Genomic DNA, 14452 nt, shown 5'->3' on the forward strand with positions numbered 1-14452 from the left:
CAGGCGATATGTGCTTTACAAATTTGGCAAGAAAGCGCGTCATGCTGAGAGCCTGTGCTGAGCGAAGCCGAAGCATCCCGCTGCTCTGGTGGGAATGGGATGCTTCACTCCGAAGACTCCGTTCAGCATGACAATTCAGCGTAAATTTGTAAAGAATTTGTTTCGCTTGATGAACCATGCCGGATTACGATATACGGATTACGGAATACGGATTACGGATAGCAGGCATCCGCCTTGTCTGACGGCCGTATCTACGGTTTGAGTATGACCGGCAGGTAGATGCTGTAGTCGCCGTTCACGGCCGTTGTCGTCAACACACTCACGGCCGTTGCCAGCGCATCCCCGGCCGAGGTGGCCGTGATGGTAACGCTGTCGCTTTGGCCGTGAACGGCCGTTAGCGGAACCGCCACACCAACCACAAACTGCGCCGACTCGCCCTCGCCCAGCGCCACAATGCCCGGCGCTGCCGCCCCCCACGCGCTGCCGCCGAGTGTAATGGCGAACGTGTCGCTGACATTGCCCGTATTCGTTATAGACAGGGTGTACGTGACCATACTGCCCGAAGCGCCAAAGCCATCGGCGGCGGTGGGCGTCAGTATGACGCCATAATTGGTTTCGGCCGTGGTCGTCAGCGTAGACGCCGCACTGACAGCGGCATCGCCAACCGAGGTCGCCGTCACCACCATCACATCGGCATCACCGCCGACCGCGCCATCGGGCACAGCCACCGTCAGCGGCACGGCGGCCGCTGCGCCGGCGGCCAGCGTCACCGTCGGCGGCAGGCCAACGGCCCAATTCGCCCCCGCCGCCGTGAAGCCAAAGCTGTCGCTGATAGTGCCGCTGTTGGTGATAGACAGTGTATACGTCACCGTGCTGCCCGGCGCGCCAGTTTGGTTGGCCGCCGCGGGAGCCAGAGTCACGCCATACGTGGGGTCGCCCACTGCCAGCGGCACAAACATCGGGCCGCTGTAACAGGGATACGTTTCCGGGTTGGGTTCGCCAGATACCGTCCAGCAGTAGTAACTGCCCGGTGTGGCGTTGGTCACCATTTGCGGCGCATACCAGATGACAATGTTCTCAGCGACAATAGATTCGCCGTTGATGTAATTGTGCGGCCCTTGCTGGTAATTGCTGTTGCAGCAGGAGCCAATCACGCCCAGGTCGGTATCTCCTTCGGCCGGTTTGTGCTGCGTGACATAAATGAAACCATTGTCGCCCAGCCCGCCATCGCCAAACTGCCCCTGCCCCGGTTCCAGGGAATAACCCGCGCCAGAAACGTCGGACACCTGCCATTTGTATCCTTCCACGGTGTAGGGCACGTCTTGAAGCTGCCAAAATTCGATGTTTTCGGTTTGCCACTCTGAGCCGTTCCAGGTGGCGAAAGAATCATTGGCCGAGCCGTTAACGGCGATGTCCACACGGACGACGGGGCGGTAGGTGGCGTTTGTGCCACACCCTTTGCCATAAGCGCCGCTGACAACCCGGAAACGGCCGTCGCTGAAAAATTGGATGTGCTGGTCGTAGCGGTAGTTGCAGCCGCTGCCCCAATTGCTCATGCGGAAATCCTGCACCACCTCAAAGCCAATCACGTTGCTCTGGCCATCTAGCAGATCGTGTATCTCCGTCTCGCCGTAGGGATAAATGGGGAAACCACCGCCGCCGCCGCCGCAGCCGGTGGAATCTACAAAACCCGTGCTGGTGTAAGCCGCGTGCCATTCCACCAGCTTGATGTTGTTGGCGACCAGTTCGCCGTTGTAACGGATGGTATGCACGCGCAGCCCATCGGTTCCGGTGGTCTCATAGGCCAATTCCCAGCCATCGCGGTTGACTGTGCCCGGCGCGGGGCAGCCCTGGGGAATGGCGGGCATCGAGGTGTTGGGTGTGTCGGGTATCATCTCTGTCCAGGCAATGTCCACCAGACGCTCGTCGGTTAAATCCACGACGGCCCAGAGGAAGCGGTCGCCCAGGTTAAAGGTGGGCGCGGCGCACAGGTGGCCTTCGTCGCAGATGGTTCCCGGCATTCCGGCAGGCACTGGGGCCACTGCAACAGCCTGCGGGCGGTAACCCAACGCTTCGATAACCTGGGGCGCGTTGGTGGCAATTTGCACAGCGCGGTCGGCCAGCCGTTTGTTGATGCCTGGCTGCACGCCTGGCTGGTGGAGTACGTCTAGGACTTCGTTGGTATCGGCGCGAACGATGGCTAACACGGCCGTGTTGTCATCGAAGTTGTAGATTTCTACCTGGTAGCATACGGCCGTGGCGCAGGCGCTGCTGTCTGGGGTGAACTGGCCCATCACGTCGCGCACGCCAAACACCTCGGCGCGGCGGCCAACCGTGTGTTGGATGACGCGGGGATCGGCTAAAGCGGCCGTTTGCGCCGCTTGCTGCGCCTGGGTGGCCGTTTGCGCCAACGGTGCGGCCACCGGCTTGCCGCGCACCGTCTGCGTCGGCTGCCACAGCAAAACAACGCTTAACAGCAAAATAGCGGCCAGCAGTACAAACAGGCCAAGTGGTCGGAACAACGCTTTTGTTTCATCATCACCTCGGAAATTTGAACGGTCGTTTGCAGGCTGCGCCTGGGCTGTCGCTGTCATGGCTGACGCAGAGATGGGAAAAGGCGGCCAGGTTGTCCCTCCGCGCCCTCCGGGCGGCGGCAATGAAATAGCAGGAGGGGCCTGACTTTCCAGGCGGCAAGCAATTGTAGCAGGTCAGGCGGCGATCTGTAAAGCGTCGGAGCGCGATCAGCAATTCTCAATTTGCCCTGGTGTGCTAGTAAGGGCGGGACGGCGCGGACAGGAACAGCCGCAGCGGATGGCATTTTCCCGCGCCGTCTCGTCCCTTTTCGCCCTGATCCGTAAAAATCCGCCAAAATCCGTGCCAATCCGCGTCCCAGTTTAGTTGATTATCTTTGCAGTTTTGTACTGATCAGTTGCTTGACGCGATTGTTCTGCTTTATGTCATGCTGAGAGCCTGTACTGAGCCTGCCGAAGCATCCTCCGAAGCATCCCGTTCAGCTTTAACAAACAAAGCATGGGATTCTTCGCTCCGAAGACTGCGCTCAGAATGACGTGAATGAAACGCACCCGATGCCAATTCAGACAAATAGTAATAAAAAGCAGTACCAAATATCTATTTTGAAAAATCTAATAAAATAATACAAAGAAGCGCAATACAAAATATAACAAAATGCTCAACTATCCTCTCAATATCTTGAGACTGTGGCCGCATCCCAGTCCCGAAGGGCAGCTCTCCTGACCGAGCCACAAGCAGGTAAAGTCAGAGACTACCGGATCTGCCCCAAGTTATTGAAAAGATATGTAAGGTTGCAGCCCTTATAACAGTGCTGCAATGTGGGGCTTGCCACTTGGTGCGGTAAGCAGTTCGTCATTTACCCCCCGGCCCTCTTTTAATCATTTCATCATCATATTTTCATCTGGAGAGAACTTCATGTTGACTCACGTTGCCACATATCTGCTTGCCTGTTGGAAAAAACCTCCCTTATGGCTGTTAAGCGCAGCCCTGATCATCGGTCTGCTGCTGGCCCGGCCCGTCAGCCCGGTCGCCGCCCAGACCACCACGGTTGTCGTCTCGCCGGACCAGATGAATGGCTGGTCGCTGTACCGCGAAAACCCCAACCTGGGAGCGGGAACCGGCCAGTTTGTATCTGGCCCGGCCACAGCCCCGCTGGGGAGTGGCAGCCTGCGCCTGACTGTAGCTTCAACGGCCGTTGGTGAAAGCATCGGCCGACATCTACCGACCACCCGGTTTAGCGCTGTGACCAACCTGACCTACAGCGCCTACCGCGCCAGCGGGGGGGCGGCCCAGGCCGTCGCCCTGCAATTCAACGTCTGTCGCAGTTACTTCTTCTCGTTTTGCACCGGCGCAAGTCGTCTGGTCTATGAGCCTTATTGGACGGGGACCTATCCGGCTGTCGGCGTCTGGCAAGAATGGAACGCCCTGGCGGCCAACGCCCGTTGGTGGATGACCAACATCAATGCCGCAGCCACCTGCGGTCGCAACAATCCTTGCACTGTTACCCAACTGCTGCAAGCCTACCCCAATCTAGACATCTATCCCACCAACAATATCGGCGTGCTGCTAAAAATTGGCGGTGGCTGGCCTTCCTTTGATGGCAATGTAGACAGGTTGACCATCGGCATCAACGGCGTCAATACCACCTACGATTTTGAGCCAGGGCTGCCGGTGCATAACATCACCCAGAACACCCACCACGCCACCATTCAGGCGGGGGTGAATGCGGCTGCGGCCGGTGACGTTATCGAGATAGACCCCGGTAGTTACAGCGAAAACGTGGTCGTAGACCGTTCATTAACCTTACGCGGCGCCGGCGCGGGCTTAGACCCGGCGCAGCATACCATTCTGGAGGGCGTCAGCCAGACGGGGCGGGGCGTGACCATTAACGGCGGCGTAACGGCCGTCACCCTGCAAGGTATGCGCGTGCAAAACTTCGAGCAGTCCGGCATTTACGCCGCCGGCAGCAACAACAACCTGACGGTACAACATGTACAGGTAATCAACAACGGCCGTCCCGCCACCAGCGACGCCGGCCTGTACGTCAACGGTCCGGTAGATACCGTCCTCATCCATCACGTCGAGGCAGCCTACAACGAGACGCGCGGCATCGTTATCTGGAATGGCTTCAAAACACGCATCACCCTCAGCAACAACTACGCTCACCACAACAACTGCTGCGGCATCGAACTGCAAGACGGCACGGCGTCTGGCGTGACCATTTCTGGCAATACCGTGCAAGACAATACCGACAGCGGCCTTTCGGCCATTGGGCTGACGGCTGGGGCAGGGGCCAACCTCATTTCCGGCAACGTGGTGACAAATAACGGCCGTTTCGGTATCGAGATCAAAAACCCCAACGGTACCGGCCTGGACAGCGGCGATGGCAGCATCGTCGTGGAAAACAACACCGTCACTTTTACCCCCACGCCCACCATGAACGTCCGCGACCACGCCGGCATTGCCATCTTCCGCCGCTCATTCACCAACGGCAATCCGCAGGGGTACGCCGATATACCGACCGGCGTGATTGTGCGTAACAACAGCGTCAGCGGCTACCAGCAGCAAAACCCTGCTCGCGTTGAAAGCGAAGGCTTTGGCATTGTCATCGAAGGGACCAACCATACCGTCAGCGGCAACACCCTACAAAACAACGATGTCGCTGTGCAGCACCAGGGCGGCTTGCATCCACATGCCAACTACACGCCCAACAATGTGGGCGATGGCGACCAGGCCGACGGCCGTTCCGCCGCCTATTTTGGCCGTGGCAACGCCCCCTACGCCTGCGACATTGCCATCCGCGACAATACCTTCAGCCTCAACAATCAGGATTTGCGTCAGGCCGTCGGCGGCGGCAGTGGTGGTCTGGTCACCAACACCACCACCAGCAAATACTTCTGCACCATCCAGGCAGCCATTGACGACAGCCACACCAGCGCCGGCGATACCATCACCTTATCCGCTAATGTGTTCAGCGAACTGGTCAATGTGAGCAAAAGTGTCACGCTGGAGGGCGCGCCGGGCACAGTCCTCATGCCCAACGCCAACGTGCCGGACTTCGCGTCGGCCCACGCCGGATCCATCCTTTGGCTGCAAGCGCCCAATGTGATCATCCGCAACCTGACGCTTGATGGCGACAACCCGGCCATCGGCGGCGGCCATGCCTATGGCAGCGCCGACATCAACGCCGCGCGCGGCATTTACATGGGCGGCAGCGGCGGGCTGCACGATGGCGCAACCATCGAAAATGTCAGCCTGCGCAACCTGGGGCGCGGTGTGAACCTGTACGGCGGGCAGGGCCACATCATCCAGGACAACACCGGCAGCAACTTCGGCGGGCCAGACGCGGGCAATTATGGCTTTGGCATTCTGCTGCAAGGCAATACATCGGCGCAAATCAGCCGCAATCAGATAAACAATGCGCTGGCCGCGGGCATCTTTATGCAGAACAACCAAAGTGTGAACGGCAGCCGAATCGCCGACAACACGGTGACTGACGCCGGGATTGGCCTGGGCTGGAATATGCTCTACGGCGGGGCGACGGCCGTTGTGGAAAACAATACTGTCGCCAACGTGGAATTGGGGATGCAGGTCACATCTATTGGCAATGGCTCCCTGACGGTGCGCCAGAACAACTTCACGTTGGGCAGCGGCAGCGACGAAACAGGTTTCTACGTCTGGAACACCGCGCCGGATACGGTCCTCATCAGCCAAAACAGCATCGTCGGCGGCGATGTTGCCGTGGCGCTGGCCGATGACAGTGTGCCGTTTAACCTGGGACCGGCATATTTACGGCTGACAGACAATGTGTTGGAGGGATCGGGTACGGCCGTTGACATCCTCAGCAATTCCTCCACCCACAGCGTCCATCTACGGGCCACCGGCAACATCATCCGCAGCGCCGCCGTTGGCCTCAACATCACCGGTGCGGCCCAGGTGGACCACCTGACCTTTGCCGGGAATACGCTGGAAACCACCGACGTGGCTTTGCAGGCAGCGGCCGGCGGCGATTTGTTCGCTTACGCCAACAACATCAGCGGCTTCATAACCGGCGTCAACGACACAGTTGGCGACTTGAACGCCGGGCATAACTGGTGGGGCGCGGTTAATCCGGGCAACGTGAACAACGCCCACGCCGACGATTTCCGGCTGGGCGCGGCCGTACAGACCTGGACCGATGGCCTGGGGTCTGTGGCGCTGCCAGACAACATCGCCGGACAGAATGCGACGTTCAGCGGTGGGGCGGGCACGCTGGTCATTGTGAATCATGGCAGCGGGTTGAGCAGCGTGCCTTTTGACAAAGGCATCGCCAGCGATACCGGCGCGGTACAGTGCGCCGACTTTTATGATTTTTTTGCCGTTGGCGGTGATGGCAGTTACGAGATTAGCATTCCGGTGGCCGATGATCCCGACTGCGCCGCGGGAGCGGTGGACGACAAGCTGTTTCAATTCGCCCTGAACGGCAGCGGCGCGCCGGACCTGACCTGCGCGCCGGATACGGCTTGTTGGAACAGCATTGGCGCTGCCCGTGAAGGGAATAGATTGACGGCCGTTGTGTCTGCGTCTGAGGTACTGGGAACGCCGTTTACCGCCCCTAACCAGCGCAACAACGACCCAACGGCCGTTTCTCTGGCGTCGTTTGGGGCAGCGCCGGTGAATGGGTGGGGCTGGATAACGGCCAGTGCCCTGGGCCTGATTGGGGCCATTGCGGCGGCCGTTCTCCTTAGGGTAGAGGGTAGAGGGTAGAGGGTAGAGGGCGCGTTGATGATAAAACGGCGCTGTATTTATAGATTGTCAGAAAAACATTTTGGTCGGTAGGGGCGACCCTTGTGGTCGCCCTCTGGCAAATGGGCGGGCACAAGACCCGCCCCTACCCAAAATCATTATCTAAATGTCTATAGTAAACAAAAACGGCCGTTTCTCTGCGAGAAACGGCCGTTTTCTGTGTGTCGGGGCAGCGGGATTCGAACCCACGACCTCGCCGACCCGAACGGCGCGCGCTAGCCAAGCTGCGCCATGCCCCGAACAGATTGGATTATAGTGAAACCCGGCCAGATTGCAACACCAGATTGTCGCCAGAGCGCTGCCAGACGGCCGTTTCGGCCGTTTCCCCCATTTCCTTCATGCCCAACAACTGCCACACCTGCCGACTAAACACCGCCGCCGCGCTGGTGGTAAACAACCTGGTCCGCCCATTTTCCCCCGATTCGTTCAGGCCAGCCTGCTGTCGCAGCACCCGCTCCACCTGGCGGGCAACGGCCGGCGCCGGGTCAATAATCACCACATCAGGCCCACTTATGCGCTGCAACAAGGGGATGAGGAAGGGGTAATGGGTGCAGCCCAACACCAGGGTATCCACCCCACTGGTTAGCATGGGCTGAACAACGGCCGTTAACAACGGCATGGCCTCTGGTGTATCTATCTCCCCCCGTTCAATCAGGTCAACCCAACCCCGGCACGGATCTTCCACCACCACCACATCACCGGCATAACGGGCCATCAAATCCGCATACCGTTCGCTGGCAAAGGTGGTCGCCGTCGCCAACACCCCCACCCGCCCGCTTTGCGTCTGGCGCGCCGCCGGTTTCACCGCCGGTTCCATGCCCACAAAAGCCACGTCGGGGAAGGTCTGGCGCAGCGGTGTCAGAGCCGCCGCCGACGCCGTGTTGCAGGCCACGACGATCAGCTTCGCATCTTGGGCCAGCAAAAAGCGGCTGATGGCTTCGCTAAACTGGCGCACTTCTGCCAGAGGGCGTGTGCCGTAGGGCACGTGGGCCTGGTCGGCCAGATACAGCAGGTGTTCATGGGGCAGCAGCCGCTGCAATTCCCGCAAAACCGACAACCCACCCACACCGGAATCAAACACGCCGATGGGGCGATGGTCGCCTTGGGGACGCTGCTGCGGGCTGGGGGCGCTGCCGGTAGACATCAGCGGCGTTTATTGGGAACGGCCGTTACCCGCCGCCGTCACAAATCCTCGAAACAAATGCTGCATGGCCGGGTTGTCCGCCACCAACCATTCAGGATGCCACTGCACGCCAATGGCAAATGGATGGTCCGGCGCTTCTACGCCTTCAATAATGCCATCCGGCGCAGCCGCCACCGCTTTTAGCCCCGGCGCCAGATCACGGATGGCCTGATGGTGCAGGCTGTTGACGGCCGTATGCGTCACACCCAATGCTGCCGCCAGCCGTGAATCTGGGGCAATCTCTACAGTATGGGCAGCATAATTGCGCGGTTTCACATTGTCATAATCATGACCCAACGCGCCGGGTATCTGGCTGGGAATGTCGGCCCACAACGTGCCGCCCAGGGCCACGTTGAGGACCTGATGCCCGCGGCAGATGGCTAACAGCGGTTTTTGTTGGGCAACGGCCGTTTGCGCTGCCCAAATCTCCACCCGGTCCCGGTCCGCATCCACGCGCTGCATCCAATCATTCATGGGCTGCTGGTAATACACCGGGTCTACATCCCCGCCGCCGGGCAGCAAGACGGCGTCTACCAACGCCAGCAGCCGCTGCAAATCGGCCGTTTCCAGCCCCAGCGGAATCATCAACGGAATGCCACCAGCCTGGCACACAGCTTCAATATACGCTTCTGTCAGCGCCATAATCGCCGAAGACCCCTCTTTCGATCCCGCCGACCGGTAGACCGTACAGCCAATAATTGGCTTTTGCGCCGCCTGTGTAATTGCCATATTTATACCCTGGAAAGCAAAAAGGGTGAAAGCACGACCCTTTCACCCAAATAATATCTTGCCTGGAATCCATCAGCCGACGACCGCAGGTTGTTTTGCGAAGGCATTTAGCCGAACGGCCGTAGCAGGATTACCAAATACAAATCACCCTACTGATGATTAATAGATCCGTTTTTCGCGCAGACGGGCCGATTTACCGGTGCGTTCCCGGAGGTAATACAACTGCGCCCGACGAATGTGTGCATGACGATGAACTTCTATTTTTTCGATGCGCGGCGATTGCAGCAAGAAGGTACGTTCAACGCCCACACCGTTGGCGGCAATACGCCGCACGGTGAAGTTCTGGTTCGCCCCACCCTTGCGCAGCCGAATGATGATACCGCGCACAATTTGAATACGTTCATTGCGTTCACCGACGTTAATACGCAAATGAACCGTTACATTGTCACCCACGTACATATCCGGCAGCCCTGTTTTGGCTTCCTGATCAAAGGCTTGTAATAATAAATCAGACATGACCTAATTCTCCGACAAAGTGTGATGCAGGCTTCTCACCCTGTTAACCGCAGCATAAAAATAACCCGACAGGCGGGCTAGAAGGGGAAATATATCACGACCGGCCTCGTCTGGCAAGGGAAAATTAAAGGTGGCGCCCTACGGATTACCGATAATGGATTGCCGCTTACGGGTACTAGAATTTCCGTGGCCTCGCAGACGGATCGCAAACCAGACAAGTCAGGTATAATGAACAAAAGGCAAACCGCCGACGATGGAAACGACTTTGTGATCAAACAACAAGTCCCAACCGACACCCAACTCATCGAAGATTGTCGTCACGGCCGTCAAGAAGCCTGGCAGCAGATACTCACCCGCTACGAACGGCTTGTCTTCTCCATCCCCCTCAACTACGGTCTCACCCGCGCTGACGCCGCCGATGTCGCTCAACTTACCTTCACTACTCTGGTAGAGCATCTGGAACGGCTGCATCCAGATAGCAATTTGGGTGGTTGGCTGGCTACTGTCGCCCGGCGGCACAGCCTACATCATCTGCGTAGACACAAGCGAGAATTCCTGGGCCAGGATGAAGATGTGGCCGAAAGCCACTTCCTCTTGAATACCCCCGACAGCGACGCAACCACCTACTGGGAGCGGGTGAATTGGCTGAACCAGGGATTAGACCTGCTAGACAAACGCTGCCGCGATTTGCTGCTGCTGCTCTATTTTTCTGAAGAACAGCCCGCTTACGAAGAAGTAGCCGAGCAGCTTGGCCTGCGCGTGGGCAGCATTGGCCCTATTCGCGGCCGCTGTCTGGAGCGTCTGCGTGTCATCCTGGTAGAACGTGAAGAGTGAACCCCCAAACTGCTGTATTTTTCGCGCCACTTCTGGCTTATATTAAGTGAATCGTAAGAAAGCAGGTTTAGCGCAAAGGAAAGATCATGATGGCAGATTCTCGAATTCCTGACACAACCCAATTAGCCGATTGGTTGGACGGTAAATTGTCGCCAGAGGAAACGGCCGTTCTCAGCCAACACATTCAGGCCAACCCCAACCTCCAGGAACAAGCAGACTGGCTGCACGACTTCCTGCAAATCAGCCGCACCACCACCCTGATCAATCCGCCGCCCACCGTGCGCCAGGCGGCCACCGCCGCTTTTGCTGCCTATGCCCAAGCAAAACGGCCGTCCAGCCGCCTCCAAAACCTCATCGCCACCCTCACCGCCGACAACTGGCAGCGCCTCTCCCTGGCCGGAGTCCGTAACATCACCCTGGGGACCACCCCCCGCCAACTCATCTACAGCAGCGACCTGGCCGACGTGGCCCTCAACATTCAGGCGCAAACCGACGGTGGGCAAATTGATCTGAACGGTCAACTCTTCCCCCTGGATGACAGCGACCCCGGCGATTTTATTGTCCAACTGCTTCAAGATGGCCTGGAGCGCCGCCTGGACAGTTGCAACGATCTGGGTAAATTCAGCCTGACCGGGCTGCCCGCTGGCGTCTATGAATTGCTCCTCAGCAGCGGCCAGATGGAAATCGAGATTGGGCCGCTGGAGCTGCGCTAAAGAGCCATCTTACGCCTGAGTCAAAGCCAGTACACGTATTCGGTAATCCGTATCCCGTATTCCGTAGGGCGCGGTCTCTGGCAAATGCCAACGGAAAACGGCATACGGACTTCGGTTTACGTCTACTAGACACCTAAACTGGTACATAAACGATGCCCCTGACGCCTGAATTTATCGCCGAACTATTGACCCAGCCAACGGCCGTTGCCCAGACCGTATTCTTGCTACAGGCCGATTTATGGCATGAAACGGGCCTGACTCGGCTGCTTGACAGCGCCAACCGCCTCATCAACAGCGACCTGGCCCAGGCGCGCCAACTGCTCGACCTGTGTGCAGACCTGGCCCCTGCGCTCGCCCCATCCCTTCAGCCCCAGGCCATTTATCTGCGCGCCCAGACCTTCGCCCTCAACGGCGAGTTCGAGTCGGCGTTGGCCGGCATCGCCCAGGCGCAGGCCGCCTACCAGGAAACCGGGCAGACGGCCGCCGCCCTGCGCACCAACGTCGGCCAGATCAACGTCCTCATCCACCTGGGACGCTATCAGGAGGCGCTCGACACCGCCCAAACTGCTCTGGCCGCCATCACCCAGACCACCGATCTGCCGGAGGAAACGGCCGTTCTGCTCACAGCCCATCTCCAGAACAATCGGGGCATCTGTTATAAGTTTATGGGGCGTTACGCCGACGCCATGTTCGCCTATAAAACTGCAGAAAGCCTGTTTCAGGCAGCCGACCAGCAAGAAGACGTGGCCAACATCCAGATGAATTTGGGCGTCATGCTGGCCGAATTGGGGCACGGCAGCGAAGCCCTGACCGCTTACGAAACGGCCGCCGCCATCTACAGCCAGACCGCCAATCGTCGGCGGCAGGCGCAAAATTTGGAAAACATGGGCGAGCTGCACCTCTGGCTGGGCAATTACAACCGGAGCCTGGACGCCTTTGCCGCCGCCCGCGACCTCTTTGCCACGCTGGACGCCCCCCTGGAACAATACATTTTGGAGCGGCTGACGGCCGATGCCTACCTGGCCCTCAACCTGCTAACGGAGGCAACGACCGCCTACCGCGCCGCCATCGCCGGATTAGAGTCGGGCGACGTACCCCATTACCTGGGCTGGGCGTTGTGGGGGCTGGGGGCGACGCTGCTGCGCCGCGGACGGTTGTCTGCGGCGGCGGAGACGCTGAGCCGGGCCGCTGACATTTTTGCCGCCGCGGGGAATGAACATTTACACTCAGCCGTACTGCTGGAGCAGGCGGCAGTGGCACAAGCCCAAAACGACAGCAGCACGGCGCTGCGGCAAACCCACCAGGCATTGGCGCTGATCAGCAAACAGGATTGGCCGGTGCAGCGCATTTACGCCAACCTGCGGCTGGCCGACCTGCTGCTGCCAGATACGGCCGCCGCCGAACCCCTTTTGCACGAAGCCAACCATCTGGCGGCGCTGCTGCCCCTGCCGGACCTGCGCTTTCGCGTGCAGCAGCGGCTGGGGCGGCTCTATCTTCTCCAGGGGCGCGGGGCGGAGGCGGAGGCAGTGCTGACAACGGCCGTTGCCGAAATCGAACGGCTGCGCGGGACCCTGGTCCGCCAGACTTTACGCGCCTCTTTTTTGCAGGACAAAACGGCCGTGTATGCCGACCTGGCCCAACTCTATCTGGCGCGCGGCGACCAGGACAGCCTGCAAAAAGCGTTCAGTGTGGCCGAGCAGGCCAAGTCCCGCGCCCTGGTAGACCTGCTCAGCGGCGTCATCGCCGCCCAACTGCAAAGCGATACGGACCCCGCCCAGGCCAATCGGCTGCAAAGCCTGCAAGCCGATTTGCACGCCATCTACAACGAAGCGCTGCGCGACAGCCCGGAAGGGGACCGCGCCGCCCGCCTGACTGAACTCAACGACCGCGCCGCTGCGCTGGAGCAAGAGATTAGCCGCCTGCGCCTGCGCCTGGAAGGCGGCGGGGCCGACGACGACCTGGCCCAGGCCCTTCCCTTTGCCACCCTACAGCCAGCGCTGCCGGCCGACCAGACGCTGTTGGCCTACCACATTCTGGGCGAGGAAATCCTGGCCTTTGTTTACCGGGATGGGGTTTTGCAGGTGGTGCGACAGCTCGGCAGCCTGCCTGTTTTGGGCAAACATCTGGCCGCGTTGGCGGTGGAATGGCAGCGCTTCCAGGCCAATCCCGCCTTCATTCAACGCCACCTGCCCCGGCTAACCCAATCCACACAGCACATTTTGCAGGCGCTGCATCAGGAACTTGTCGCGCCGGTCATGGCTCTGCTTAAGGGCAGTGAGCGGTTGGCGATCATCCCGCATGGGCTGCTGCACCATTTGCCCTTTGCGGCCCTTTACGACGGCCGTTCCTATCTGCTGGACCAATTTGAACTGACCATCGCCCCCAGCGCCACCGTGCTGCACCTCTGCCGGGCGCGGACGCCCCGCCTGGCGGGACAGGCGGTCATCTTTGGCGTGGACGACCCGCTGATTCCTTTTGCCGTGCAGGAGGCAACGGCCGTTAGCGGCTGCCTGCCGCACGCGCGCCTGCGCCTGGGTGAGCAGGCCACCCTGGCCGCTCTGCAAAGAGAAACGGCCGATTGCACCTTGCTGCATCTGGCCTGCCACGGCCTCTTCCGCCGCGACAATCCCCTCTTCTCCGCCCTCAAACTGCACGATGGCTGGCTGACGGCCGGCGATGCCATGCAGCTAAAATTGCCCGGCGCCTTCGTCGCCCTGAGCGCCTGCGAATCAGGCCGCAGCGAAGTCATCGGCGGTGATGAGTTGCTGGGTCTAACCTACGCCTTTCTCGGCGCGGGTGCGGCTGGGCTGTTGGTCAGCCTGTGGCTGGTGGAAGACGAAACCACCGCCGCCCTGATGACCCACTTTTATCAGCAGCTTGCTCAGGGGACGGGCCACGCTGCCGCCCTGCGCCACGCCCAACGCAGCCTCAAAAAAAACCACCCCCACCCCTACTACTGGGCGCCCTTTGTCCTCATCGGCCAGAATTAGTGCCTTAGCCAGGTTGCTAACCCTTTACCCTGCTGCCTAGTACCCGTAACCCGAAGTCCGTATACCGTATTCCGACAGCGTTTGCCAGAGGTAGCGCCCTACGGATTACCGAATACGGATACTAGCCGGTGAATTTCATCCACAGGCTGAACTGAACTTCCAAAATTGGT

8 protein-coding genes and 1 tRNA gene are annotated in these 14452 nt (G+C 59.6%); 4 read left to right on the forward strand and 5 right to left on the reverse strand.

Features of this window, described 5'->3' with window-relative positions; all coding sequences use genetic code 11:
* Positions 1 to 251 precede the first annotated feature (251 nt).
* Positions 252 to 2522 carry a hypothetical protein gene (locus IPM39_03495; protein ID MBK8985136.1) on the reverse strand — a complete coding sequence of 757 codons (2271 nt, stop codon included), beginning with the start codon at positions 2520 to 2522 and terminating at the stop codon, positions 252 to 254.
* 925 nt (positions 2523 to 3447) lie between these two features.
* Here IPM39_03495 and IPM39_03500 point away from each other — a divergent pair.
* Positions 3448 to 7278, forward strand: coding sequence for a right-handed parallel beta-helix repeat-containing protein (locus tag IPM39_03500; protein ID MBK8985137.1), 3831 nt, complete (start codon positions 3448 to 3450; stop codon positions 7276 to 7278).
* A 203-nt stretch (positions 7279 to 7481) separates the two neighbouring features.
* Here IPM39_03500 and IPM39_03505 read toward each other — a convergent pair.
* From IPM39_03505 to rplS, 4 genes are all read right to left on the reverse strand, one after another.
* Positions 7482 to 7556: transfer RNA gene (locus tag IPM39_03505), tRNA-Pro, on the reverse strand.
* 11 nt (positions 7557 to 7567) lie between these two features.
* A complete protein-coding gene (gene murI / locus IPM39_03510) occupies positions 7568 to 8461 on the reverse strand; it encodes a glutamate racemase (GenBank protein MBK8985138.1) in 894 nt (297 codons plus the stop codon).
* Between the two features lie 9 nt (positions 8462 to 8470).
* Positions 8471 to 9229, reverse strand: a complete 759-nt coding sequence (locus tag IPM39_03515; GenBank protein ID MBK8985139.1) for a gamma-glutamyl-gamma-aminobutyrate hydrolase family protein — start codon at positions 9227 to 9229, stop codon at positions 8471 to 8473.
* 159 nt (positions 9230 to 9388) lie between these two features.
* Positions 9389 to 9745 (reverse strand): 50S ribosomal protein L19, encoded by a 357-nt coding sequence (rplS, locus tag IPM39_03520; protein ID MBK8985140.1) that lies wholly within the window; start codon positions 9743 to 9745, stop codon positions 9389 to 9391.
* Positions 9746 to 9973: 228 nt separating this feature from the next.
* On the opposite strand from rplS, the gene IPM39_03525 reads away from it, so the two are divergent.
* The 3 genes from IPM39_03525 (at position 9974) to IPM39_03535 (ending at position 14282) form a co-directional block, all read left to right on the forward strand.
* Positions 9974 to 10579, forward strand: a complete 606-nt coding sequence (locus tag IPM39_03525; protein ID MBK8985141.1) for a sigma-70 family RNA polymerase sigma factor — start codon at positions 9974 to 9976, stop codon at positions 10577 to 10579.
* Positions 10580 to 10665: 86 nt separating this feature from the next.
* Positions 10666 to 11292 (forward strand): hypothetical protein, encoded by a 627-nt coding sequence (locus IPM39_03530; GenBank protein ID MBK8985142.1) that lies wholly within the window; start codon positions 10666 to 10668, stop codon positions 11290 to 11292.
* Between the two features lie 152 nt (positions 11293 to 11444).
* A complete protein-coding gene (locus tag IPM39_03535) occupies positions 11445 to 14282 on the forward strand; it encodes a CHAT domain-containing protein (protein MBK8985143.1) in 2838 nt (945 codons plus the stop codon).
* The last annotated feature ends 170 nt before the right edge of the window (positions 14283 to 14452 follow it).

The sequence above is a fragment of the Candidatus Leptovillus gracilis genome (assembly GCA_016716065.1).
In the GTDB taxonomy this organism is placed as follows: domain Bacteria; phylum Chloroflexota; class Anaerolineae; order Promineifilales; family Promineifilaceae; genus Leptovillus; species Leptovillus gracilis.

Coding starts and splice junctions, on each gene's coding strand:
- IPM39_03525 (MBK8985141.1), top strand. CDS start 9,974: ATGAACAAAAGGCAAACCGCCGACGATGGAAACGACTTTGTGATCAAA.
- IPM39_03535 (MBK8985143.1), top strand. CDS start 11,445: ATGCCCCTGACGCCTGAATTTATCGCCGAACTATTGACCCAGCCAACG.
- IPM39_03500 (MBK8985137.1), top strand. CDS start 3,448: ATGTTGACTCACGTTGCCACATATCTGCTTGCCTGTTGGAAAAAACCT.
- IPM39_03515 (MBK8985139.1), bottom strand. CDS start 9,229: ATGGCAATTACACAGGCGGCGCAAAAGCCAATTATTGGCTGTACGGTC.
- murI (MBK8985138.1), bottom strand. CDS start 8,461: ATGTCTACCGGCAGCGCCCCCAGCCCGCAGCAGCGTCCCCAAGGCGAC.
- IPM39_03530 (MBK8985142.1), top strand. CDS start 10,666: ATGATGGCAGATTCTCGAATTCCTGACACAACCCAATTAGCCGATTGG.
- rplS (MBK8985140.1), bottom strand. CDS start 9,745: ATGTCTGATTTATTATTACAAGCCTTTGATCAGGAAGCCAAAACAGGG.